This window comes from Megasphaera intestinihominis (genome assembly GCF_040096415.1).
In the GTDB taxonomy this organism is placed as follows: domain Bacteria; phylum Bacillota; class Negativicutes; order Veillonellales; family Megasphaeraceae; genus Megasphaera; species Megasphaera intestinihominis.
The window spans coordinates 16,686-40,617 of the sequence record NZ_JBBMEU010000005.1 but is presented as its reverse complement, the minus strand read 5'-3'; the positions used below and the strand labels follow the sequence as shown (position 1 = coordinate 40,617).

Sequence of the window (23,932 nt, the reverse complement as noted above, 5' to 3'; positions counted from 1 at the left end):
AATGCAAGCCCTTTACGGAAATTTGTCCGTATTCAGCGAACTTTCTTTATAAATCTGTGTCAGAAAAGGCGTACGGCAGGAGCTGATCCATCGTGACGACGCACCATTCCCCTTTCAGGTTGGCCATGATGACCTTGGGGATATGGAATTCGGCCATGACCTGCCGGCAGGCGCCGCAGGGCGAACAGGGGCCGGGCGTATCGGCGACGATGGCAATAGCCGTAAAGTCCCGCTCCCCTTCGGATACGGCCTTGAAGATAGCCGTCCGTTCGGCACAGTTGCCCAGGGGATAACTGGAATTCTCGATATTGCAGCCGCCATAGACCTTCCCCGACGCGGCCAGGACGGCGGCGCCGACGGGAAAATGAGAATACGGGCTGTACGAATGAGCGCGGTAGGCTTTCGCTTTTTCTATGAGTTCTTCATCAGTCATAGTGACAGACATCCTTTTAAGTGGTCCATGACCCGGTCGGCCGTCTGCTGCCATTTGAGCGGCGTCAGGGCGATATGACCCTGGCGGATGCAGGCGACATCGCTGTCGTCGGGAGCCGTCGTCATGTCGATATCGCCGACGATACGATAGCAGACGCTGCCGTCGAGGTCGCGTTTCTCAGCGATGACATTGTGGTAAATCTGGACCGTCTGGGGCACGACGCGGACGTTGTCCAGGCTGACAGCCCCTTCTGGCGGCACGTTGATGTTGGCGATGCCCGGGAAGCGGCCTTTGACGACGAGCTTCTGGACCAGGTCCCAGACGAGGTGGGCCGTCTGAGCGCAGCGTTCATCGGTCATGCCCAGCATGGATACGGCAAAGGCCGGCAGGCCGTAATACGGCCCTTCCATGGCCGCCGACACGGTCCCGGAATAGAGGACGTCGCTGCCCAGGTTATAGCCGTCGTTGATGCCGGAAATGATGAGGTCCGGTTTATCTTCTTTGAGGAAATATTCCATAGCCATCTTGACGCAGTCCACAGGCGTACCGGATACGGCGATTTCCCGGATTCCCTGTACCGTCGATTCGTCGCGGCAGTAGAGGGCCTTGTTGATGGTCATGGAATGAGACGCCGCACTGCGCTGGCCATTGGGCGCAACGACAGTCAGGCGGCAGTCATGAGATGCCAGTTCCCGTTTTAGCGTCTGAAGACCCGGCGCTTTCAATCCGTCATCATTGGTCAACAAAATATGCATAGTCTATCTCCTTACTTCTTATTTTCTTTACGCAATAAGGCCGCGCTTTCATAAGACAGGGCCCGCGTGTGCAGGGTGTGGCTCCATTTCATCTTGTGCCGGTCTTTGAAACCGAGGAAGTTGACAGGGATCCAGCTGTACATGAAAATCGGATAAATAATGAGGTATGCCCATGATTTCGGCGGCACCTTGATCTGCAAGAGGACGATGACCGGAATGAGGTACTGGCCGACGCCGATGATGGTCCAAATCTGGACGGGCACGATGGCATTGAGGATATTCGTATAGAAGGGCAGGTACGAATTAATCGAAGCCAGGACGGCGTAAATGGTCGAAGCCATCATGAAAAATGGCTGGGACAAGGTGACGATGCCGTCGAGCATGCGGATGTTGCCGGTCTTGATACCCCGGGCGAAGAGCTTGGGAATGAAGCGTTCGCCGCAGTCACACTGGCCCTGGGCCCAACGCTTGCGCTGGCGGCAGGACTGCATGAAGCCGACGACCTTTTCGTCGTAAATGATGGCATCATGGGCCCAGCAGGTGCGGACGCCTTCGAGGAGGACTTTCATGGAAAATTCCATGTCTTCCGTCAGGCAGTCACAGCCCCAGCCGTACTTGCGGACGATTTCCGTGGCGATGCACATGCCCGTGCCGCCCAGGGCCGTAGACAAGCCGATGTTGTACTTGGCCAGGTGCCACATGTGGTTGATGAGCCAGAAGGCGATGGAAAAGGTGCCGGCAATCCACGAGTCCGTCGGATTCTTGGAATCCATATAGCCCTGGATGACCTTTTCCCCCTTGCAGAGGTGGTTGTTCATTTCCCGCAGGAATTCCGGATGGACCAGGTTGTCCGCATCGAAGACGACGAAGGCGTCATACTGCTTCTCCTGGGCCAGCATCTGCGAGAACATCCAGTCCAGGGCATAGCCCTTGCCGACCTGTTCCTTGTTGGTCCGCACCTTGACGATGGCCCCGTGCTCGCGGCAGATGTCGGCCGTATGGTCCGTGCAGTTGTCGGCGACGACGTAGATGTCGTACATATCCTTCGGATAGTGGAGCTGTTTCAGATTGTCGATGAGCTGCCAGACGACTTTTTCTTCATTATGCGCGCAAATAACGGCAGCGAAGGTATTCTTAGGCGCTACCGTAATGCGTTCCCGCCGCTTCATGAGGCCGAAGCAGGCGAGGATGAAATAATAGAGGGAATAAAAAACGATGATGACCTGTATGGGTATCATGATGATATCCAAGATGTGTTCCATATGCGACTCTCCCTAAAGACTTAGCGAGCAGCTGCGACGTTCATGGCCGTATTGACTAACCCGAAGACGATATACAGTAAGAAAGGCATGGTGATGATCAGATGGAAGTCGACGAAGACCAGGACCAGAACGCCGAAGATGAGGGAAATGGCCAGGGCCGATTTGTGGAGCACGTCCGGGCTGGCCCCTTTGAAATCGGGGTTATGGACCTTGCTGACCAGATGGTAGCCCAGGAGGACGACGAAGATGGCCAGCAGCCATGCCGGCAGGACGGCGCCGGAAATGACGTACGTCGCAATGAGGCAGCCGCCATTAGGAATCGGCATCCCCTGGAAATAGCCGTGGATGACGCCGGTGTTGAGGTTGAACCGGGCCAGGCGGATACCGCCGAGAGCGGCGTAGATGATGGCCGGGATGGCGCCGATCCAGCCCAGGGACTGGAGTGAATAAGAATAGATCAGGAAAGCCGAAGCGGCCCCAAAGGATACGACGTCGGATAAGGAGTCGAGTTCCTTGCCGAAATCACCGGCGACACCAAGGGCGCGGGCCGAGCGGCCGTCGCAGGCGTCGCAGACCATGGCCAGCAGGATGCAGACACCGGCCCAGGTATAGAGCCCGTGGAGGGTCATAATCATACTCAGGACCCCGAAGCTGAGGTTTCCTGACGTAAACAAACATGGTATTACATTTTTCATTAAACTATCCTCCCTATGACGGATTTACCAGCACGGACCTTCTGGCCCTTCTTGACGGTGATTTCCACATTGTCGCGGACATAGATTTCTGCACACGACCCGAATTTGATCATGCCGTAGAGCTGGCCGTGCTGCAGTTCATCGCCCAAGGTGACCCAGGAGACGATGCGCCGCGCCAGGATGCCGGCAATGATGGTGACCAGGATATCCGTATGGGCTGAATGGATGCCGATGGAATAGCGTTCATTTTCATAGCCGACGCCTTCTTTATAAGCCGGACGGAAGCGGCCGCACGTATACTGCTGGAAATCAATGGTCCCCGGCAGCGGTGCCCGGTTGACATGGGCATCGAAGATGGACAGGAAAATGATGATTTTCCAGCACTTCTGGTTGAGATAGGCATCTTCTTCCACTTCTTCGACGCCGACGACAGTCCCGTCAGCCGGCGACACCAGGAGATGGTCGTCTGTCGGCATGGTCCGGCTGGGGTTGCGGAAGAAATAGGTGAAATACGCAGCCAGCAGCAGCAGCGGAACCACGGCGTAGGCATTGATGAAATAGCCTGCTGCCACAGCCAGTAACAGAGGCACGATAATGAAGGGGTATCCGTCTTCTACGATATAAGGTTTGTTCAAGACATCACTTTTCAACTCATCACCTCATCACTTAGGCCGGCCGCCCAGCTTGACAGCCGCGACGAATTTCGGCAGCGCCAGCATGCGTTTGAACCGCGTCGGCTCCTTCAACAGGCGATAGAGCCATTCCAGGCGGTTGTCCTGCATCCATTTCGGAGCCCGGCCGGCTTTGCCAGCCAGGACGTCGAAGGTCCCGCCGACGCCCATACAGACGCAGGGGCCGAGTTCGTAGAGATGCTCAGATATCCATTTTTCCTGTTTCGGCACGCCGAGGGCGACCAAGAGGATGCGCGTCCCCTTGCTGCGGATATCTTCAATGATACCCTGTTCTTCGTCAGCCGAAAAGAATCCCGAATGAGTCCCGACGATGTTCAGGGACCCCAGTTGCTGCTGCACATTGGCCGCAGCCTGTTCGGCAATGCCCGGGGCACCGCCAAAGAGGTAGACAGCCGTTTGGCGTGCGGCTGCTTCTTGGAGCAGACTGCACGCCAAATCGACACCTGTCACGCGTTCTTTAAATTTCTTGCCCTGCTGTTCTGCAGCCCACAGGACGCCGGCCCCATCGGGAACTACCAGGTCGGCATGCTGGAGGATATGGGCCAGTTCGCGGTCCGTCTGGGCCCGCATGACCATTTCTGCATTGGCCGTCGCAATGGAAGCGGCCCGGCCTTCGTCGATGCACTTAAAGGCCAGGTTCCGGGCTTCTTCCATAGTGACGTTCCATATGGGGATGGACAAGATATCGATTGTACTAATCAACGTATCCCTCCGCCCTGCTTAGTTTACGCTGTAGTTCGGAGCTTCTTTCGTGATGTTGACATCGTGAGGATGGCTTTCACGAAGACCGGCTGCGGTGATCTGGATGAACTGCGTATTTTCAATCATTTCTTTAATGTTGTGGCAGCCACAGTAGCCCATGGATGCGCGGAGACCGCCGACCATCTGGTAAATCGTGTCAGCTGCCGGTCCTTTGTACGGTACACGGCCTTCGATGCCTTCGGGGACGAGCTTCTTGGCATCTTCCTGGAAGTAACGGTCCTTACTGCCACATTCCATAGCGGCCAGGGAACCCATGCCGCGGTATTCTTTGTAGCTGCGGCCCTGATAGATGACCGTTTCGCCCGGGCTTTCTTCCGTGCCGGCCAGGAGGTTGCCCATCATGACGACGTTGCCGCCGGCAGCGATGGCTTTGGCCATATCACCGGAATATTTGATGCCGCCGTCGGCGATGATGGGGATACCATAGCGCTGAGCGACTTTAGCACATTCATAGACGGCCGTGATCTGCGGTACGCCGATACCAGCGACGATACGGGTCGTGCAGATGGAGCCAGGGCCGATGCCGACTTTGACGGCGTCGACGCCGCATTCGATGAGGGCTTCCGTAGCGGCACCCGTAGCGACGTTGCCGGCGATGACCGGGAGATGCGGGTACATCTTCTTGATTTCTTTCAGCGTATTGAGGACGCCCAGGGAATGGCCGTGAGCCGTATCGATGACGACGACGTCGACTTTGGCAGCGACGAGAGCGTCGAGACGGTCGGTCATGTCATGGGTTACGCCGACAGCAGCAGCGACCAGGAGACGGCCGTTGCCATCTTTGGCAGAATTCGGGTATTTTGTAGCCTTTTCGATATCCTTGATGGTGATGAGGCCCTGGAGGTTGCCTTCTTTATCGACAAGGGGTAATTTTTCAATGCGGTGCTTGCGGAGAATTTCTTTGGCTTCTGCCAGGGACGTGCCGACAGGAGCAGTGATCAGGTTTTCTTTGGTCATGATGTCACCGATGCGGCGGCTCATGTCTTCTTCAAAGCGTATATCGCGGTTGGTGATGATGCCGACGAGTTTGCCGTCGACCGTGATAGGTACGCCGGAGATGCGGTATTTGCCCATTAATTCATTGGCATCGGCCAGGAGATTATCGGGATGAAGGAAAATCGGGTCGATGATGATGCCGTGTTCCGACCGCTTTACTTTGTCGACTTCCCGCGCCTGGGCGGCAATGGACATGTTCTTATGAATAACGCCGATGCCGCCTTCGCGGGCTACGGCAATAGCCATAGGAGCTTCTGTAACGGTATCCATACCAGAGCTCATAATAGGAATATTCAGTTTGATATCGCGCGTCAGGTTCGTCGAAACGTCGACTTCCTTCGGGAGTACGTCCGATTTTGCCGGAACCAGGAGAACGTCATCAAATGTCAAACCTCTCATACCAAATTTATCAGATCTCATATTTGCACCTCTGTTTTGAAAAATATAAGAAACTAAGGGGAAATACCCCTAAATAGCTTATCCCCTATTATAACTGAAATCAGCTCTTATGTACATATATTACAGCAAATTTCTATCAGTTATTTAAAAGGCCGGCAAAAGTATGGCCAAAGCGTCTCTTTAATGCCGCTTCTGCTTTCCCCAGGTCTTCGTGGCCCAGCCACCATTGCCGGGCCGCATCGCGGGCCGCCGCCAGGAGAGGTACGTCGTTTATAATATCGGCAGCTTTCAAATCGGGCAGGCCATGCTGCATATAGCCGAAGAGCTGTCCCGAACCGCGCAGGAGCAGGTCTTTTTCAGCCAGCGTGAAGCCGTCGTGTATCTGTTCCATCCATTTCAGGCGCTGCCGCGTCTCATCGCTGCCGCCTTTGGCCATGAGGATGCAATAGGCCTGCAGATCGCCGCGGCCGACGCGGCCCCGCAGCTGGTGGAGCTGGGCCAGGCCGAAGCGTTCGGCGCCGTCGATGAACATGACCGTCGCATTGGGGACGTTGACGCCGACTTCGATGACGCTCGTCGCGACCAGGAGCTGGATATCCCCTTTCTGAAAGGCCTCCATGACGGCTTCTTTCTCTTTGCCGGCCATACGGCCGTGGACGAGGCCGCACGTGCGCTTTTTGAAGACGCGGGACCGCAGTTCTTCGTAGAGGTCCGTCGCCGCCTGTAAATCGACGCTTTCCGAGGCCTCGACGAGGGGACAGACGACGTAGCACTGCTGGCCCTGGGCCATGAGCTTGTCCATGAAGATATAGACCCGCCGGCGCAGGGCTTCGCCGACGGCATAGGTCTTGACCCGTTTCCGCCCTGGCGGCAGCTCGCGGATGGACGACACGTCGAGGTCGCCGTAGAGGGACAAGGTCAGCGTCCGGGGAATGGGCGTGGCCGTCATGAACAGGGCATGTGGCTCCTTCCCCTTTTGTTCCAGCGCCGACCGCTGGCGGACGCCGAAGCGGTGCTGTTCGTCCGTGACGACCAGGCCCAGGCAGCGGAAGGCCACGTCGTCCTGTATCAGGGCGTGAGTCCCGATGAGGATGTCGATGCGCCCCTGGGCCAGTTCTTCCAGGAGCTGCTGCCGTTCCTTAGCCGTCGTCCTGCCCGTCAGCAAGGCGATGCGGACGTCCAGGCCCTGAAAGAGGCGGCAGAATTCTTCATAGTGCTGAGCCGCCAGGATGCCCGTCGGCGCCATGAGGGCCCCTTGATAGCCGTTCTCTACGATCTTGGCCAGGGCCAGGGCGGCGACGACGGTCTTGCCGGAGCCGACATCGCCCTGGACCAGACGCTGCATGGGCACTTCGCTCTCCATATCGGCCTGGATATCGAGGAAGGCCTGGGTCTGGCCTTTCGTCAGGGTAAAGGGCAGGTGGTCATAGAAGGCCTTGAGCAGATGGCCGTTAGGGCCGCATTTGATGCCCTGGCGCTTGCCTTCATGGCGCCGGCGCAGGAGCAGGCCGAGCTGCATGTCGAAGAGCTCTTCAAAGGCCAGCTGGCGCCGGGCCTGTTCCCGTTTCTCCATAGAATCAGGGAAATGTATCTGCTCATAGGCTTCGAGCGTCGACATGGCGGCAAAAGGCGACTGACGGCAGCCGTCCCAGCCGGGCAGGATGTCCGGATGTTCCCTGGCCAGGTCCAGGGCCTGGCGCACGGCCTTGCGGATATCCTGCTGGCGCAGGCCGTCGGTCAGGCCGTAGACGGGGACGAAGCCATCGCCGCCAGCCCGCCCTTCTTCCGTATCGGGCGTATTCATCTGGCGGCGGCCGTAAGCCCATTCCATCTTGCCGAAAGCCGTCAGGGTCAGGCCGACATGGAACTGGCGTTTCTTGAAGGCCTGATTGAACCAGACCAGTTCGGCCGCCCCCGTGCCGTCGCTGACCATGACCTTCAAGATGGAGAGGCCCCGGCGGGGCCGCATTTCCTGGACAGAGGCCACGGTCCCGCAGACCAGGACGGCTTTCCCCGTCCCGCACGGCGCCTGGCCGATGGGCCAGATGTGGCTGCGGTCTTCATAATCGCGGGGCATATATTGTAATAAATCGGACACCGTCGTCAGATGGAGCCGGGCAAACAGGGCTTCTTTGCGCGGTCCGATGCCTTTTAAATCGCGAATGGAAAAATTCATACCAAAAACTCCTTGTCAAATATTCGTTTTTATTGTATCATATTTCGTAGGCTTTTTTAAAAAATAAAACTTGCTTTGCCTAATAATCTGTGATAAGATTTATATGTTGTACTGTGATGGTGCAGGGAGGTGTAACCAATGGCAAACTTTTGCGAAATCTGTGGTAAAGGAACAATGAGCGGCATGAATGTCAGCCATTCCCACTTGAAAACGAAAAAAACCTGGAAACCGAATATCCAGCGTGTCCGCGCTGTCGTCGACGGCGAAGTAAAACGAGTTAATGTTTGCACTCGTTGCCTTCGTTCCGGTAAAGTCCAGCGTGATGTTTAAGGATGATAAAAAAGAGGCTGTCACATTAAGACAGCCTCTTTTTTAGTTTAAAGTTTGTAGTTTTTAGTTTGCAGTGAATGTTTAAAAATTTAAAGCTGTCATCTGCAAACTACAAACTCCGTACTACAAACTACAAAGAGAAAGGGACCTCGCATGATAGAATAAACCTTCATGCGACAGTCCCTTTTTTCGTGGTTCGTAGCTCGTAGGGGGCGCCACGTGGGCGACCCGTTGGGAATTTGTGTGATTTCCCCAACGAAATGAACGGGGAATCGCACATATCCTGGAGCGGGCTCGCCACGTGCGAGCCCCTACATGCATATGTATTTTGCCAGGCGGGCCGCCCGGTCTTCGATGCCGGCGTTCCGGAGGATGCTCTTGGGGTCGTTGGCCGTTTCGATGAGGGCGAAGTACGGCGGCAGGATGAAGTTCTTGTTGCAGTTCATGGCGTCCAGTATCTGTTCGGCCACGATGTCGCCGCCGCTGTAGCCGGAGACGACCAGGGCGTAAACTTCCTTATTGGCAAAGGCCGCCTCTTCCTTGCGGAACAGGGCCGTCAGCCTGTTGAAGAAGGCCGTGATGTTGGCGCTGACGGCGTCGTTGTAGTTCGGGCAGACCAGGACGATGACGTCGCCCTGGCGCACAGCGGGATAGACTTTTTCGACCATGACGCCGCCGTAGAAGCAGTCCCCTTTTTCGCCGAAGTGGAGGCACGTTTCGTAGCTGCAGCCCCGGCAGTCGACGACGCTGCCGTTGCGCAGGGAAATCTCCGTGACCTTCGCCTTCCCCTGCAGATGGCAGCGGACCATCTCCCAGAGGAGGAGCGTATTCGACGTGCGGCGGCTGCTGGCGTGGATGACGACGATATCTTTGACCTTCCCTGACCCGGACGGGCGAACGAAGGACAGCAGCTTGTTGACCAGGTGGCCGGCACTGACGGCATAGGCCTCTTCATTAGAGAGGCCCTGGATCTTGGCCTGGGTATTAAAATTATAGAGAGAGCCCGTAGCCTCGACGAGAGGCTTCCCGGGAAAGATACAGCCGGCCTGATTGGCAAAGAAAATCAGCTCCCGGCCTATTTTTTTTGTAAAAAATTCCCCCTGCCCGTCGACGAGGACGGCACCGCGGCAGCCGGCCAGGCAGTGACGGTGGCGGACCAGGCAGGATACGAGGTGGACATAGGACAGGCTGACGCCGGCCCTGGGCAGGGCGACGGCAAAGAGGACGGCTGTCCCCTCTTTTTCCGCCGGCGTGCGGACGCACCAGCGCAAAAAGGCCTTTTCCCGTTCGATGACGGTATACGTCCACCCGGCCAGGGCCCGGTCGAGGACGCGCCGGATTCGTTCCGTGTGGCCCGCTTCCTCCCAGCCGACCTTGACGACCAACAACATGGCAAGGCCCCCTTCCTATACGAGGCGGCTCAGTGCCGTATAAGCCCGTTTCCAGCGCGCATAGAGGGCCGGGCAGGCACAGACGTCTTCATAGGTCACGCAGCCGCCGGCGACGCGGTTCTTGACGCCGAAGAAAGCGCCTTTCGATGTATCGCCGAGGTAGACCGACCCGTAATGCCACTGGCCGCGCAGGGTCAGGATGATCGACAAGGCCGCCGACGACAGGGCCGGGGCGATGTAGGGCTTGTAGCCCAGGTCGCGGACGGCGACGTTGGCATGGACGACGAGGTCCGTCAGTTCCCTGGACAGCGCGTCGTCATAGCCGTCGAGGCGGTCGGCGATGACCAGGTCTACCCCGTGGGGTCCAAAGGCGCGGCCTTCTTGCAGATAATGGGCGAAGCGCGGATCCTTTTTCGCATAGTAGCAGGCCCGGGCATGCATGACGCCCAGGCCGTAGCCCTGGATCTGCGACGGATGGAGACCGGAAGCGGTCAAAAAGGCGCGGCACAAGGGGTCGACCGGATCCGATACGATGCAGACCTGGCCGCCGAAGCCGGCCTGGCGGGCCAGGGCCGCATAATGGGCGACGAGACTGCGGTTGGCTTCGAGCTGGGCCATGCGCACGTCGCCGCCGGCGCCGACAGGCGGTACGCCCTTGCTGGCACAGAAAATGAAGACATCGCAGTCGAAGACGTCTTTTTCCGGGACGATGGTCACGGCCGGCAGGACCGGGTCGTCACAGCCATCCAGTCCGGCAAAGGGGTAGCGTATCTGGTTCATCTCCATTTCCAGGCGGGCCAGGTTCTTCTCGTTGATATCGCACATGCCGACAGAACCGATGACGTCCTGGCCGGCCAGGAGCAGGCCGATGAGCATGGTCGTGCCCACATCGCCCAAGGCGACGATATGGACGCGGGCCTTCCCGGCCAGCTGCGGTGCCCTGTCGAGGGGCATGGCAGAGGCTCCGATTTCTCCGGGCAGATCATGTATCCATTTATTCAAGTTCTCCATCTCCTTCCCCCCAGCGCAGGCGGATGAGCCGTTCGATATCGTTCTTGATGAAGCGCGTCGGGTCCATGTTCTCATCGAACTTGACGCCGACGTCGATATCGGGGATGCGCGGGTAGGTAATGACTTCGCCGAGCCGCTTCAGGGTCAGGCGTTTTTCAAAGGTTTCCTGGTAGACGTCCTGCAATGTCTCCATGATAGATGCGGCATTTTGCAGACACGTCAGGGAGTATAAGTAGTCGGCGTCGCTGTTGCCCTTGCCGATGAAAGCCGGCTTGACATAGGGCAGGACCAGGTTGATCGACGGATTGCGGCCGTAGCCGCTGTAGTTATGGGCATTGTCCAGGCTGTCGCCGCCGATGAAGGGATAGCAGTCCCTTTCGTTGAGCCAGACTTCCAGGCTGGGCAGGAAATAAGCGCTCTCGGCGCGGATGTCCTTTTCTTCCATCATGTCCATGGCCTGACCGGTCATGACGCCGACCAGGACTTCCTTGATTTCGACGCCGTTCTGTTCCAGGTAGGGCGTCAGCATGCGCATGCGGTGGCCTTTGTGCAGGAGGTCGTCGATGAGGATGACCGGCCTGTCGAAGGACTTGATGGTCTTGACCTGATTGTCGACGGACGAATAGTGCTGACATTCGGCGATGGTAAAAGACTTGACCGTGCGGTCGAAATACTTGTCGATGTGCAGGCCCTTGGTCACCGTGTTGGGTACGAGGACATCGCTCAGGGCCTTGCCAAAGGGAACGGTCATGTACGGGCCGCGGCGCTTCTTCTTGTCTTCGACGATGGAAACGCCGTTGATTTCAGCGACTTTCTTGATGATCTTATTATAAAAGGCACTCATGTTGAAAGACAGGATGAGCTGGCCCGGATAAATGTGGTTCATGACCGACAACAGATTGTTGTGGGCCTCGTAGATGGCCCGGCGGACGCGGGGATTCTTGTTGAAGGGGTTCTTGATGGTCGTTTCGACGTCGCGGAAAATGACGATGGGCGATTTCATGTTGACTGCATAAATCGGCGTCTCTTCCGGCGGCGCAATGTTGACGAACCCCTGGCGGCGCAATGCGTCGATGACGGGCTGCTCGCAGCCGGCCGGATCGACGGGATGGTAGACGGCGTAGGCGTAGTCGCGGGCAATGAGCTCTGTCAGGATTTCCGTAATGATGATCTGGCTGACATTGGCAATGCCGGCCATGTCGTCGGCATAGAGAAAGCCGATGCAGGCAATGCCTCCGTCAGCGGCATCGCGGATGTGCGAGGCAATGGCCGAGTCGTGGAACTCGCGCAGCAAATCGCGGGAGCCCACGCGGTGGACGGCGGCGTAAGCGATCATCTTGCGCTCCTGGCTGGCGTCGTCGATGTACAGCGTCCAGACATAGTCCTTTTCGACGTAGCTGTCGACGGTCTCCGTATGGTAGCCTTTATCCCAGAGGGCGCTGCAGATGGGCCACAGGCTTTCGGCGCCGCGCGGCTTGAAAGAGCCGATGCCGATTTCCCGAGCTTCCAGGACGTGCTTGTACGCCGGTTCGCGCAGGTAAAGGTTGTTATCGTAAATGAAGTTCTGTGCCACGGCGTCGATGAGGTTGGAAATATCCCGGTTAAGGTCGATGTTCTCGCGTATCTTCGTCGAGCTGATGTCTTCGTAGAACTTGTCCAGCGTCAGGCGGATGACCTTGGCCTGGATGCCGTAGGTCTTTTCATGCTGGTCCGGTTCGGCATTTTCCCGCGTCTCCCTGGCGAAGGCGATATGGTTGACCGTATGGATCGAATCCGGCGTCGGTACGGCCCGGTAAGCCGACGCATTTTCGATGACGTCCGTGCCGACGGCGATGTACAGGTCCCGGCCGGCAAAGATGTCCTTGAGCTTCTTGATGTCCGCCGGATTGGCGATGTTGATGGGGATATCGTCCGGGAAGGGATACATGTTCTCTTCATCGGCGACGGATATGTTCATGATCTTGCGGCGCATGAGCCGCGGCTGGGTGTGCTTGGACCAGGAAAATTCATCGAGGGCCAGGTAAATGTCGAAGCCCAGGTCGCGTATCTTGCAGGCCACGGCCTTGTGGCCCAGGCTGAAGGGGTCGAAGGTCCCCGGATAGAAGCAGGGCTTGCGGCCTGTTTCAAAGGTAAAGGGCCCTCTGGCGAATTCGTGCTGGCTGATGTAGCGGTAAATATGGTTGAGCACGGCCGAATTACTGTAGAAATCCAGGTTTTCTTCGCTGTTCTCATCGAGGAGGACCAGGAGTTTCTTATAGCAGTGGCTGAAGAGGAAATCTTTCCGTTCGTCCGGCATGAGCGGGCTGTGGAAGATGAATTTCCCTAAATCGCGAAAGGCGTCGCGGCTCAGTTCCTTATTGTAATGGGCATAGGCCTTGATCATGATGTACAGCAGGCGGCGCTGGCGCTTTTCGTTGACCGCCGGGTCTTCTGAGAACTCTTTGGCAAATTCGTCGAATTGTTCCAAAATGATGCCCACTGTCTGGACCATGGACGCTGCCAAGGGGATGTTGACCGTCAGCAGCTGGCCTTCGATGGTCTTGACGAATTCGTCGAACTCCCGCGGCGGCAGCTTGAGGATCATCTTGCCCAAAAATTCCGGCACGTATTTAGAAATCTGCGGGTCGCCGATTTCCAGGCCGTTGAACAGTTCGACCGTCAGTTCGTTGCGCTGGGCATAAGTCATGTTCGAGGCAATCTTGAGCAGGCTGTTGCCGGCGGCGCGGCGGACGAAGATGGATTCGCTGACCTTGAGCAGATTGGTCAGATGGGTCCCGAGATGCATGACGCTGCCGGCATCGCTCTGGCCGTCGATGTAGCGCAGCATGAGTTCCAGGTTGGCCACTTTGACGACCCAATGGGTCCCCATCTTGAGGTCGGCCAGGAAGAGGTTGCCTTCCCGTTCAAAGAAGGCGTCCCGCCCTTCAGGCAGGTTCATGACCTTGAGCAGGTCCTTATAGTACAAGTCATCCGTATAGTCGGCAAAGACGTGGCGGGCGCAGTTCAGGGCGGCCACGCGCAGGTTGAAGGATTCACTCTGCTTGGCCCTTTCTATGAAGGGGCCGGCGGCGGCCATAAAGGCTTCGTCCAGATAGTCCCGGTCCATGTCGGCCAGGACCTTCAAGAGGATGATATACTCTTCTTCACTGTAATTGCGCCGTTCATAATACGGCCCCATGACGGCCGTATAGCGGGGACGCTGGGACCGGGCACAGCGGTGCAGGACGGCCGATACAAAGGTGCTCAGGCAGTAGCCGATCCACAGCTTATGCTGCTCGGTGAAGCGGATATCCGGGCAGATGATGCGGTCCAGGTAGGTCGTGAACAGGGACAGGTTGGTCACGGCCTTGGCCGGCAGGGAGACGCCTTCGGGCAGTTCCTTGGTATACGTATCGTTGAAATTGGCGATGATGCGTCCCATGAGGGCTGCCGCCTGCAGGCGGATGTCGCCTTCGCGGTGGGACAAGAGCTCGTAGAGGAACTTCAGGGTCATGAGCTTCTGATGCTCCGTCATGTACGTCGAATATTCCTCGAAGATGCCGATATACGTGCGGACATTCTTCCACTGCCGCTCGCTGCGGGCCGCTTCGATGAGGTTGCCAAAATCGCTTTCATCACGGAAGATGCTCATGAGGCGGATGTTGTGGTCGATGGCGGCATATTTGAGCTGGGCAATGACGTCATTGCCTTCGAGGAGGACTTTTTCCCGATGGATGGGCTGCGGCGGGTCGGCCGGTTCCCAGGCGAAGTCGGCAGGCAGTTCGGTGACGGCGCCGTGTTCTTTCATGAAATCTTCAAAGTCCGCCAATTTAGCATAGACTTTCTGATAGCGCTGGCGCTTGGCGTCGTCGACATTATCCAGCTTCCCCAGGATGACGTCGAAGGCCTGGGCCAGGGAATAGAAATGGACGATTTCCCTTCCCTGGGCATCGCGGCTGCTCTTGACGCGGAAATCGGCATAAATGAGCAACAGCGATTCGACGGACAGGTTTTCCAGTTCCAGGTCCCAGACGGAATGGTTAGCCGCGATGTGGCCGATACCCGGCAGGCCCAGGCGGCGGCAGCACATGCCCGTATAATAATAATGTAAATAAGGGACCCGCTTCTCTTCATTCTTCTTGCAGCCGTACTTGCCGATATCATGGCAGGCAGCGGCGCCGGAAATGAGGGCGACGTCGACGGGGATGCCGTTCCGCGCCAGCTGGCGAGCTGCGTAAACGGCGACGTAGTGGACGCCGCCGACGTGGCCCAGCGTATTGAAAGGCGTAATGTCGACGCCGATGCGCATGAATTCATAAATATAATCGTCGGCAGCCAGTGTACGCAGGCGCAGGTATTCCTTGGTGTAGCCGTGGGCCATGATTTCCTGGACCGATACCAGGGGCATGTCCCGCTTGGGGTCGAAGGGCAGGACCTGGCGTTCATAGCGGTAGAGGCCGCACAGGACCTGCATGAGGATCAGGCAGCCCCGCCGGTAGATGTCGCCATGACTGCCGCGCCCTGTCAGGGCCATGGCCTCCGGGCCCTGGCAGGAACCGGGAAAGAGGCGGGCCAGGACGCGCTGATGGCAGCAGCGCAGCCAGCCGCCGGCCGGTTCGTCCCGGAGGCAGTCCAGATAGGGTTTGGCCGCCGCGACGACAGCAGGCGAAGAAAAGCGCCCTTCCCCGTCGCGGCAGTGCTGTAATTCATCGGCCAGGGACCGCAGGCGGCTGCGGCGTATCCAGGCCGTCATTTCATCTTTTTCCATTCCCAGCGTCGCCAAAAAATGCCGGCTCTCCAGGGCCGCCGACAGGGACGTGAAAATGGCTGTCGTCGAATCTTTCATAGTGCTCCTTCCGAAGTTTGATGTCGTAATGTCAAACCTCACGCAGTGACGCAAAAAGGGCCCTTGCATAATGGTAAGAACCATGATGCAACAAGCCCCCCTCGCCGCCATTGGCTGATTTTATTCTGGATACAGTTCTTTATTGCGTTTGACGATTTCCATGACCAGGTTCGCCGTTTCTTCGATAGCCTTGGACGACACATCGATGATGGGACAATGGAGGCGGCGCATGACACCGCGGGCATATTCCAGTTCTTCATTGATGCGTTCGATATTGGCGTAGCTGGCGTTGGCATCGAGCCCCATGCTGCGCAGCCGTTCCGAACGGATGAAATTCAGCTTGAACGGGTCGATGATGAGGCCGACGATCTTGCGGGCCGGGATCTGGAACAGTTCCGGCGGCAGGCTGACTTCCGGCACCAGCGGCAGGTTGGCCGCTTTGATGCGCTTATGGGCCAGGTACATGGAAAGGGGCGTCTTCGACGTGCGCGAGACGCCGACGATGACGATATCGGCCTTCAAGAAGCCCATGGGGTTCTTGCCGTCGTCGTATTTGACGGCGAATTCGATAGCTTCGACGCGTTTGAAATATTCTTCGTCGAGCTGATGGATCATGCCGGCCTTCAAAGTCGGTTCCGTATCCGTCAGGGTGCCGACGCCGGCCAGCATGGGGCCGATGATATCGACGACGGTGACGTTGGCCGACTTAGTCAGTTCCCACAGTTTCCGGCGCAGGGTCGGCGAAATGATGGTGTAGCAGATCATGGCATTGTGAGCTTCGGCCTTGCAGACCAGCTCCTCGATTTGCTGTTCCGACCGGATGTACGGTACGCGGATGATGTTGAATTCTTGCTTGTCGTACTGGCTGGCTGCTGCCCGGGCGACGCGTTCAGCCGTTTCACCAAGCGAGTCTGAGCAGGCATAAATAATCGGTTTTTCCACAGTTATCTCCTCCCTAACCCACATTCTACAAAGAGACGGGTTATGTTCGTTTTTGATATCCTGCCAAGGATCTTCAATTCCTTCTTGTCGTCTTCATCGGTACTTTCGACCTCGACGACAGGCAGGCAGTCGATTTCATATTCGATCAGGCGCTGAGCGGCGACGATAGCCTTTTCCTCAGGCTGGGCATAGATCACTTTGCTCACTGGCGTCATGACCATGCGCACCGGCAGGGCCCGCAGGTCATTGCTGCCCATAGCCGTTTTCAATAAATCCTTTCGCGATACGACGCCGGCCAGGATATTGTCCGTCCCGACAAAGACGGTCCCCGCATCTTCCGTAAACATGGCGATGATCGCATCGTAAGCACTCGTATGCTCACCGACGATCACAGGCTGCGACAGGCAGGAATCAATGGTGATATCCGTGATGGCCCGCGAGAGCAGGTCTTTTTCTTTATTGCCCGTAAAAAAGTAGCCTAATTTCGGCCGCGCATCGATGAGCCCTAACATGGTCAGGATGGCCAGGTCCGAGCGCAGGGCTGCCCGCGTCACGTGGAGCCGGTTGGCAATATGCTGGCCCGTAATCGGACTGTTTTCCTTTACAATCTGTAAAATCGTTTCCTGACGTTCCGATAACATAGCGTCTTTTCACCCCCTACATAGCAAGCGTTCTCTTATTCACTTATTATCATAACATATATAAAAACATCCCGCGATATAAGATGTATAATATGCAAATAGTGTATAATACAAGGTCCTAGTATGAGAAAAAGGCGGCCCAAAAGTCTGTTTTTCTTTTGGGACCGCCTTTCTATTACTCATAAATCGGATATGCTATTACCACGTATAATCTTCTGTATCAGCACGGCCCTTGCCTGTCAGCGAATCGAGGAGGATACGCTGTTCGACTTGTGCCACGTGTTTCCGTGTCGATACGACGGCATCGGGGTTGACCGAGATGGAATCGATGCCGCTCTTGACCAGGAATTCAGCGAAGTCCGGATAGACGCTCGGTGCCTGGCCGCAGATGGAAACGGTCTTGCCGTCCTTATGGGCTACGGCAATGAGATGGCGGATAGCCCGTTTGACTGCCAGGTTGCGTTCATCGAAGAGCGGTGCTATCGTATCGTTGTCGCGGTCGCAGCCCATGATGAGCATGGTCAGGTCGTTGGAGCCGATGGAATAGCCATCGACGAACTGGTTGAACTGGTCGGCCAGGATGATATTGGACGGGATTTCAGCCATGAGCCAGACCTTGAAGTCCGGACCGCGGTGGAGGCCTTCCTGAGCCATGAGGTCGACGACTTTCTGCATTTCATCGACGCGGCGGCAGAAGGGGATCATGACGTTGAGGTTCTTGTAGCCGTATTCTTCGCGGACTTTGCGGACAGCTTTCAGTTCCAGTTTGAAGGCTTCGACGTATTTCGGATCATAGTAACGGGAAGCACCGCGCCAGCCGAGGAGGGCGCTGCTTTCCTGGGGTTCGTATTTGTCACCGCCTGTCAGGTTGCGGTATTCACTCGATTTGAAGTCGCTCAGGCGCAGCGTGACCGGACGCGGAGCCAGTGCCTGGCAGACTTTGCGGATACCTTCGGACAACTGATCGACGACGCGGTCAGCCCGGCCCGTTTCGATGAGGTATAACGGGTGTTCATGAATGAATGTCGTCCAGATGAATTCTTCGCGCATGAGGCCGATGCCGTCGCAAGGCAGTTTGCCGTATTTTTCAGCCAAATCCGGGTTGCCCAGGTTCATGTAAATCTTCGTGCCCGTAATCGGAGCGGCTTCGGCAGCGACGACGGTCGTTGCAGTCTGGCCGGCCGGGGCTTCAGCAGCTTCCGGTTTGACGATGTCGGCGACGATGCCTTCATAGACGATGCCGTTCGTCGCATCGACTGTGATTTCTGCGCCATCCTGGATGGTTGTCGTCGCTTCGACGCTGCGGCTCTTCGTGCCGACGATGCAGGGGATGCCCAATTCACGGCTGACGATGGAAGCGTGGCAGGTCATGCCGCCGGCATCGGTGACGATGGCCTTGGCCTTCTTCATGGCCGGTACCCAGTCCGGAGCGGTCATGGTCGTAACCAGGATTTCACCGTCTTTGAATTCAGCGATCTTCGACGGGTCGAGGATGACATGGGCTTTGCCAGCAGCGCTGCCCGGGCTGGCCGGCAGGCCTTTGACGACGACTTTGCGGTCCGTCGTGACAGCGGCCTTTTCGGCAGCGGCTTCTTTCTTTTCTTTATTCTTCTTGGACCATACCGTTTCCGGACGGGCCTGGAGGAGCCATACCTTATTGGTCCGTTCGTCGACGCCCCATTCCATATCCATGTAGCAGCCGTAATGCTTTTCAATAGCTTTGGCGTACGTAGCCAGTTCCTTTACCTGTTCGTCCGTAATGACCTGCTGTTTCTGCAGTTCCGGCGGAACGAGTTTTTCTTCGCAATCGCCGCCCGGTTTGCGGACCAGTTCGATCGGTTTGGTATTGATCATCTTGGAGAGGATGGTCAGGTCGTCTTTGCGGACTTTGAAGTTATCCGGCGTAACCGTGCCCTGTACGACGTATTCGCCGAGGCCCCAGGCCCCTTCGATGGTAATCGTCGAATCATCGCCCGTGACCAGGTCGACGGTGAACATGACGCCGGCAGCTTTGGAGAAGACCATCATCTGGATAGCGGCGCTCAAAGCGACGGAGAGATGATCGAAGCCCTGTTTCGTGCGGTAGTACGTAGCGCGGTCGGTAAAGGTCGATGCGTAACATTCCTTGACCTTCTGGATGACCATGTCAGCCCCCTGGACGTTGAGGTACGTATCCTGCTGACCGGCAAAGCTGGCGTCCGGCAAGTCTTCAGCGGTTGCACTGGAGCGGACGGCGACGAAAGGATTGGCTTCGCCGACTTTCTTACCCAATTCTTCGTAACTCTTGCGGATATCGGCTGCCAAGTCGGCCGGCATTTCTGCATCACAGATGGCCTTGCGGATCTTTGCCGTCACATCGCGGAGCTGGACAGCGTCTTCGACGTCGGTCAGGCCTTTCAGTAATTCCGGGATCTTGACGTCCATGCCCGTTTCATGCATGAAATGGCGATAGCCTTCGGCTGTCGTCGCGAACCCATAGGGAACGGGAACATCCGTCTGAGACGTCAATTCACCGAGGGAAGACGATTTACCGCCTACGAGAGCTACATCGGCTCTGCGCAGTTCATCGAACCACAATACAAATGCTTTTTCTCTGTCCTTTGCCATAATCCTTACCTCCTGCTATTATAACCAAGCGTGTATGCTAAATTGTCTGCTTGTTACGTTTATAGTACGCTATTTTTCTGCGATTGTCAATGGCATTTCTAAAAAAGCTACACGATACTCTTTTAAAGAGTATACTACATATGAAATATTTTCGGATTCCGTGTAGCGTAAAACGATTTAATCGCCAAAAAGACTTTAAATTTTTTCAACCTGTCCCTCCTATGTCCCGCCTATATAGGATAATGATGTATGATGTGATATAATAAGAAATTAGTAATGTCTCATTACCTGCTCATCTTGAACGATTACGTCGTCACGTAGGAGGAAAAAATGTATACACCCAGACGCAGAGCAAAAAAAGCCAAAAAAGCCGGTCCCCTTCGCCGCATCCGCCTTTTCATCGCCTTATGCCTTGTCGTTTTCGCAGGCTTAGGGTTTGGCTATATTTTTGCTGCCTATCAAAGTTTGCCTGCTGTAGGCAATAACATGCGGCCTGCCGTTTCATCACAGGTCTTCGATTCCCACGGCCGGCTGATCACGACCCTTCATTCCGATCAGAACCGCTTGCCCATCGACATCAACAAAGTGCCGCAGAATCTGCAGAATGCCTTCATCGCTGCCGAAGACAACCGCTTCTATGAACACATCGGCATCGACCCTATCGGCATCTTCCGCGCCATCTTTGCCAACCTGACCAACCGCGGCATCGCCCAGGGCGGCAGTACCATCACCCAACAGCTGGCCAAGAACGCCTTCCTGTCCCAGGAACAGACATTGAAGCGTAAGATACAGGAAGCCATGCTGGCCCTGGAAATCGAACACAAATACAGTAAAAAAGAAATCCTGGAAATGTACATGAACCAGATTTACTTCGGCCAGGGTGCCTATGGCATCCAGACAGCGGCCAAGACGTATTTCAACAAAGACGTCAACGAACTGACCCTGACGCAGTGCGCCATGCTGGCCGGCCTGCCTAAGAGCCCGAACTACTACTCGCCCTTCAACAACTTGAACGAAGCCAAGAAGCGCAAGAACGTCGTCCTCGACCAGATGGTCAAATACGGCTACGTATCGGCTGCCGAAGCGGAAGACGCCAAGAACCAGGACCTGGGCCTCTCCAAGAGCCATCAGTCCAAAGAAGCCGACGAATATGCATCCTTCATCGACTACGTCTCCCAGCAGGTCGCCAAGAAATACGGCGACGATGCCCTCTATAAGGAAGGCCTCAAGATCTACACGACCATGGACGTCGACAAGCAGCACGCCGCCGTCCGGGCCATGCGCAACCTGCCCAACAACTACACTGACGAAAACGGCCTGACTCAGCCGCAGGCAGCCATCGTCTCCATCGACCCCAAGACGGGCCACATCCTGGCCATGGTCGGCGGCCGCGGACAGGATAGCTTCAACCGCGCCAGCATGGCTGTCCGCCAGCCTGGTTCGGCCTTCAAGCCTTTCGTCTACCTGACGGCGCTGCAGCACGACATGACGCCGGATACGACCATGGACGACCAGCCCGTCACCTACGGCAGCTGGAGCCCGAAGAACGCCGGCGGCTCCTACAGCGGTACCATGACCCTCAGCGATGCCCTGGCCCACTCGGTCAACACCATCGCCGTCCAGCTGGCTGACAAAGTCGGCACGAAGAACATCATCGCCAATGCCAAGAAGATGGGCATTACCACCCTCGACGCCAAAGACGACAACCTGGCCATGGCCCTGGGCGGCCTGACCAAAGGCGTCACGCCGCTGGAAATGGCCAGTGCTTATGGCACCTTTGCCAATAAGGGCGTCCACGTCAAACCGACGGCTATCGTCAAAATCCTCGACCGCGACGGTAACGTCCTGGAAGACGCATCGACGTTAGAAAAAGAAGAAACGAAGACCCGCGTCATGTCCGAACGGGAAGCCTATGAAATGACGACTATGCTCGAAGGCGTCATCGACCACGGCACAGGGACAGCCGCCGCCATCGGCCGTCCGGCCGCCGGCAAGACCGGTACGACAGACGACAACAAAGACGCCTGGTTCGTCGGCTACACGCCGGACATCGTCACAGCCGTATGGATTGGCGACGATACGGGTTCGCACAGCTTAGGCGAAATCTACGGCGGCACGATCCCGGCAGAAATCTGGAAGGATTACATGTCGTCGGCTACGTCCGATGAATCGGGTGGCGACTTCTCCGCCCCGTCAGGCATGGAACGCCGTAAAGAAACGACGTCGTCTTCATCTTCCAGTAACAGCGTCCGCAGCGACGACCGGGAAGAACCGAAGAAAAAATCGGCGACGACCGAAAAAACGACGACCAAAGAAAAATCCAAACAACAGACCCAGCAGCCGGCCAGACAACAAGCCGACCGCAATAATAAGGAATAGTGAAAAAGAGGCTGTCGCATGTGCGACAGCCTCTTTTTGAGTATTGAGTTTGCAGTATTCGTAGGGGCCGTCCCAAAGGGCGGCCCGCCTGAAATAATGATGCCCACATTATACATGACGGGTGATGTATAAAAACATCCCCTACAAGGTTAAACCTCTCCGACCCATTTGGGCCACCTCTCCTAGTAGGAGAGGCTTACGAAGCCTTCGTGCGACCTCCCCTCATCCGCCCATGACGGCGATGGTTTCGGGGACGATGAAGTCTGCTTCCGTGCAGGCCCGGATATCTTCTACGGTATAGCCCGGTGCCAGTTCCCGCAGGACCAGGCCCTGCGGTGTGACTTCAAAGTAGCCGCGTTCGGTTACGATATCGGTGACGCAATGGGCTCCCGTCAGGGGCAGCGTACATTTCTTCAGTATCTTGGAATGGCCGCTCTTTTCGCAATGGTCCGTGGCGACGATGATTTTCTTGACACCGGCACAGAGGTCCATGGCCCCGCCCATACCGGGAGCGAATTTCCCAGGAATGGTCCAGTTGGCGATATTCCCTTCCTGGTCGACTTGCAGCGTTCCCAGGACAGTCGCGTCGATATGACCGCCGCGGATGAAGGCAAAGGACGTTTCGTGGTCATAGACGCTGCCGCCGGTAATGACTGAGGCCGGCTGGCCGCCGGCGTCGATGACGTCGATGTCGACATGGTCCCAATCCGGCGACGGGCCGCTGCCGACCGTGCCTATTTCCGCTTCCAGCCAGAGGTCTACGCCTTCAGGCAGGTAGTTGACGCACATCAGGGGCAGGCCGATTCCTAAATTGACGAAATCCCCATTTTTGAAGAATTGGGCACACCGCCAGGCAATCAAAGCTCTTCCTTTCCGTTCGACCATGACCTCATCCCCTTTCCTGCCGTTCCCGCGCTTTAGCTTCGGCACGGGCCCTGGCCTTTTTCCACATCGGGCAGACATAGCGTTTTTCGCCCTGCCGTTCATAGACCATATCGACGACGGGCGCCGGAATGGCGATTTCTTCCGGCGAAAGCTGGCCGACAGGGACGATTTCTTCGACTTCGGCAGCGACGAAATCAGCAGCATAGGCAATGGTGCTGTTCGTCGCCCGTGAATTCATGCGGAAATAGAGATTGCCTGCCGTATCGGCTTTGGTCGCTTTGACCAGGGCCACGTCGGCATGGAGCGGCAATTCCAGGAGGTATTCTTTCCCGTCGATGACCAGCTTCTGTTTCCCTTCTTCGACACTCGTCCCGACGCCCGTCGGCGTGAGGACGCCGCCCAATCCGGCACCGCCGCAGCGCACCCGTTCGGCCCAGGTCCCTTGGGGAACGAATTCGACGGCCAGTTCACCTGCCAGCATCTGTTTCAGTGCTTCCGGGTTGAGGCCGATATGGGTCGTAATGATGGACGATACGCGATGGGCCACGATGAGTTTGCCTACGCCCTGGCCGGGATAGCCCGCCGATACGGCGATAGCTTTGATATCCTTGACGCCTTTTTCCAGCATGCCGTCGATGATCTCATCGGCTGCAAACTGGCCGTGCCAGTCGCCGAACATGATGGTCTGGCCATCGTGGATATGTTCCAGGATATCTTGGAGAGAAAATACTTTCGATAACACCGTACTCAC

18 protein-coding genes are annotated in these 23,932 nt (G+C 56.6%); 2 read left to right on the top strand and 16 right to left on the bottom strand.

Features of this window, described 5'->3' with window-relative positions:
• Window positions 1-46: 46 nt before the first annotated feature.
• The 8 genes from WMO23_RS01730 to recG form a co-directional block, all read right to left on the bottom strand.
• Window positions 47-433 (bottom strand): cytidine deaminase, encoded by a 387-nt coding sequence (locus WMO23_RS01730; RefSeq protein WP_020310681.1) that lies wholly within the window; start codon window positions 431-433, stop codon window positions 47-49.
• Window positions 430-1,188: a 5'/3'-nucleotidase SurE gene (gene surE, locus WMO23_RS01725; RefSeq protein ID WP_020310680.1), complete on the bottom strand. Its 759-nt coding sequence runs from the start codon at window positions 1,186-1,188 to the stop codon at window positions 430-432. Before surE ends, WMO23_RS01730 begins: the two co-directional genes overlap by 4 nt.
• 11 nt (window positions 1,189-1,199) lie before the next feature.
• On the bottom strand, window positions 1,200-2,450 hold the full coding sequence (locus WMO23_RS01720; RefSeq protein WP_020310679.1) for a glycosyltransferase family 2 protein: 1,251 nt from the start codon (window positions 2,448-2,450) through the stop codon (window positions 1,200-1,202).
• 20 nt (window positions 2,451-2,470) lie between these two features.
• Complete coding sequence (locus WMO23_RS01715) at window positions 2,471-3,145, bottom strand: CDP-alcohol phosphatidyltransferase family protein (RefSeq protein ID WP_020310678.1); 675 nt, start codon at window positions 3,143-3,145, stop codon at window positions 2,471-2,473.
• Window positions 3,145-3,795: a phosphatidylserine decarboxylase gene (locus tag WMO23_RS01710; RefSeq protein ID WP_349173116.1), complete on the bottom strand. Its 651-nt coding sequence runs from the start codon at window positions 3,793-3,795 to the stop codon at window positions 3,145-3,147. Before WMO23_RS01710 ends, WMO23_RS01715 begins: the two co-directional genes overlap by 1 nt.
• 12 nt (window positions 3,796-3,807) lie before the next feature.
• Window positions 3,808-4,539 (bottom strand): WecB/TagA/CpsF family glycosyltransferase, encoded by a 732-nt coding sequence (locus tag WMO23_RS01705; RefSeq protein WP_036200951.1) that lies wholly within the window; start codon window positions 4,537-4,539, stop codon window positions 3,808-3,810.
• Between the two features lie 18 nt (window positions 4,540-4,557).
• Complete coding sequence (guaB, locus tag WMO23_RS01700) at window positions 4,558-6,015, bottom strand: IMP dehydrogenase (protein WP_296820842.1); 1,458 nt, start codon at window positions 6,013-6,015, stop codon at window positions 4,558-4,560.
• Window positions 6,016-6,130: 115 nt separating this feature from the next.
• A complete protein-coding gene (recG, locus tag WMO23_RS01695; protein WP_292105818.1) occupies window positions 6,131-8,170 on the bottom strand; it encodes an ATP-dependent DNA helicase RecG in 2,040 nt (679 codons plus the stop codon).
• Between the two features lie 138 nt (window positions 8,171-8,308).
• On the opposite strand from recG, the gene rpmB reads away from it, so the two are divergent.
• Window positions 8,309-8,500, top strand: a complete 192-nt coding sequence (gene rpmB, locus WMO23_RS01690; protein ID WP_014014995.1) for a 50S ribosomal protein L28 — start codon at window positions 8,309-8,311, stop codon at window positions 8,498-8,500.
• 311 nt (window positions 8,501-8,811) lie between these two features.
• On the opposite strand, the gene WMO23_RS01685 is transcribed toward rpmB, so the two are convergent.
• The 6 genes from WMO23_RS01685 to ppsA all read right to left on the bottom strand — a co-directional run bounded on the left by WMO23_RS01685 (window position 8,812) and on the right by ppsA (window position 19,917).
• Window positions 8,812-9,891: a flavodoxin family protein gene (locus WMO23_RS01685; RefSeq protein ID WP_302681006.1), complete on the bottom strand. Its 1,080-nt coding sequence runs from the start codon at window positions 9,889-9,891 to the stop codon at window positions 8,812-8,814.
• A gap of 15 nt (window positions 9,892-9,906) precedes the next feature.
• Window positions 9,907-10,902, bottom strand: a complete 996-nt coding sequence (locus WMO23_RS01680; RefSeq protein WP_292105802.1) for a Rossmann-fold NAD(P)-binding domain-containing protein — start codon at window positions 10,900-10,902, stop codon at window positions 9,907-9,909.
• Window positions 10,886-15,727, bottom strand: coding sequence for a nucleotidyl transferase family protein (locus WMO23_RS01675; RefSeq protein WP_020310669.1), 4,842 nt, complete (start codon window positions 15,725-15,727; stop codon window positions 10,886-10,888). Before WMO23_RS01675 ends, WMO23_RS01680 begins: the two co-directional genes overlap by 17 nt.
• A 120-nt stretch (window positions 15,728-15,847) precedes the next feature.
• Window positions 15,848-16,669 (bottom strand): pyruvate, water dikinase regulatory protein, encoded by an 822-nt coding sequence (locus WMO23_RS01670; protein WP_020310668.1) that lies wholly within the window; start codon window positions 16,667-16,669, stop codon window positions 15,848-15,850.
• Between the two features lie 2 nt (window positions 16,670-16,671).
• Window positions 16,672-17,310, bottom strand: coding sequence for a transcriptional regulator CcpN (ccpN, locus tag WMO23_RS01665; protein WP_020310667.1), 639 nt, complete (start codon window positions 17,308-17,310; stop codon window positions 16,672-16,674).
• Between the two features lie 198 nt (window positions 17,311-17,508).
• Window positions 17,509-19,917, bottom strand: coding sequence for a phosphoenolpyruvate synthase (gene ppsA / locus WMO23_RS01660; protein ID WP_292105796.1), 2,409 nt, complete (start codon window positions 19,915-19,917; stop codon window positions 17,509-17,511).
• A 330-nt stretch (window positions 19,918-20,247) separates the two neighbouring features.
• Between ppsA and WMO23_RS01655 the strand changes: the two genes are divergently transcribed.
• A complete protein-coding gene (locus tag WMO23_RS01655) occupies window positions 20,248-22,296 on the top strand; it encodes a transglycosylase domain-containing protein (RefSeq protein ID WP_020310665.1) in 2,049 nt (682 codons plus the stop codon).
• 222 nt (window positions 22,297-22,518) lie between these two features.
• Here the strand turns inward: WMO23_RS01655 and WMO23_RS01650 are convergent, their stop codons facing one another.
• Both WMO23_RS01650 and WMO23_RS01645 read right to left on the bottom strand, forming a co-directional pair.
• A complete protein-coding gene (locus tag WMO23_RS01650; protein WP_020310664.1) occupies window positions 22,519-23,181 on the bottom strand; it encodes a 3-oxoacid CoA-transferase subunit B in 663 nt (220 codons plus the stop codon).
• A gap of 4 nt (window positions 23,182-23,185) precedes the next feature.
• Window positions 23,186-23,923, bottom strand: coding sequence for a CoA transferase subunit A (locus tag WMO23_RS01645; protein ID WP_020310663.1), 738 nt, complete (start codon window positions 23,921-23,923; stop codon window positions 23,186-23,188).
• Window positions 23,924-23,932: the final 9 nt, after the last annotated feature.

Bases quoted from the DNA above. Each gene is read 5' to 3' on its own strand.
- WMO23_RS01650 (WP_020310664.1), bottom strand. From the start codon at position 23,181: ATGGTCGAACGGAAAGGAAGAGCTTTGATTGCCTGGCGGTGTGCCCAA.
- WMO23_RS01680 (WP_292105802.1), bottom strand. From the start codon at position 10,902: ATGGAGAACTTGAATAAATGGATACATGATCTGCCCGGAGAAATCGGA.
- WMO23_RS01730 (WP_020310681.1), bottom strand. From the start codon at position 433: ATGACTGATGAAGAACTCATAGAAAAAGCGAAAGCCTACCGCGCTCAT.
- WMO23_RS01675 (WP_020310669.1), bottom strand. From the start codon at position 15,727: ATGAAAGATTCGACGACAGCCATTTTCACGTCCCTGTCGGCGGCCCTG.
- rpmB (WP_014014995.1), top strand. From the start codon at position 8,309: ATGGCAAACTTTTGCGAAATCTGTGGTAAAGGAACAATGAGCGGCATG.
- ccpN (WP_020310667.1), bottom strand. From the start codon at position 17,310: ATGTTATCGGAACGTCAGGAAACGATTTTACAGATTGTAAAGGAAAAC.
- ppsA (WP_292105796.1), bottom strand. From the start codon at position 19,917: ATGGCAAAGGACAGAGAAAAAGCATTTGTATTGTGGTTCGATGAACTG.
- WMO23_RS01685 (WP_302681006.1), bottom strand. From the start codon at position 9,891: ATGTTGTTGGTCGTCAAGGTCGGCTGGGAGGAAGCGGGCCACACGGAA.
- guaB (WP_296820842.1), bottom strand. From the start codon at position 6,015: ATGAGATCTGATAAATTTGGTATGAGAGGTTTGACATTTGATGACGTT.
- WMO23_RS01655 (WP_020310665.1), top strand. From the start codon at position 20,248: ATGTATACACCCAGACGCAGAGCAAAAAAAGCCAAAAAAGCCGGTCCC.
- WMO23_RS01715 (WP_020310678.1), bottom strand. From the start codon at position 3,145: ATGAAAAATGTAATACCATGTTTGTTTACGTCAGGAAACCTCAGCTTC.
- surE (WP_020310680.1), bottom strand. From the start codon at position 1,188: ATGCATATTTTGTTGACCAATGATGACGGATTGAAAGCGCCGGGTCTT.
- WMO23_RS01720 (WP_020310679.1), bottom strand. From the start codon at position 2,450: ATGGAACACATCTTGGATATCATCATGATACCCATACAGGTCATCATC.
- recG (WP_292105818.1), bottom strand. From the start codon at position 8,170: ATGAATTTTTCCATTCGCGATTTAAAAGGCATCGGACCGCGCAAAGAA.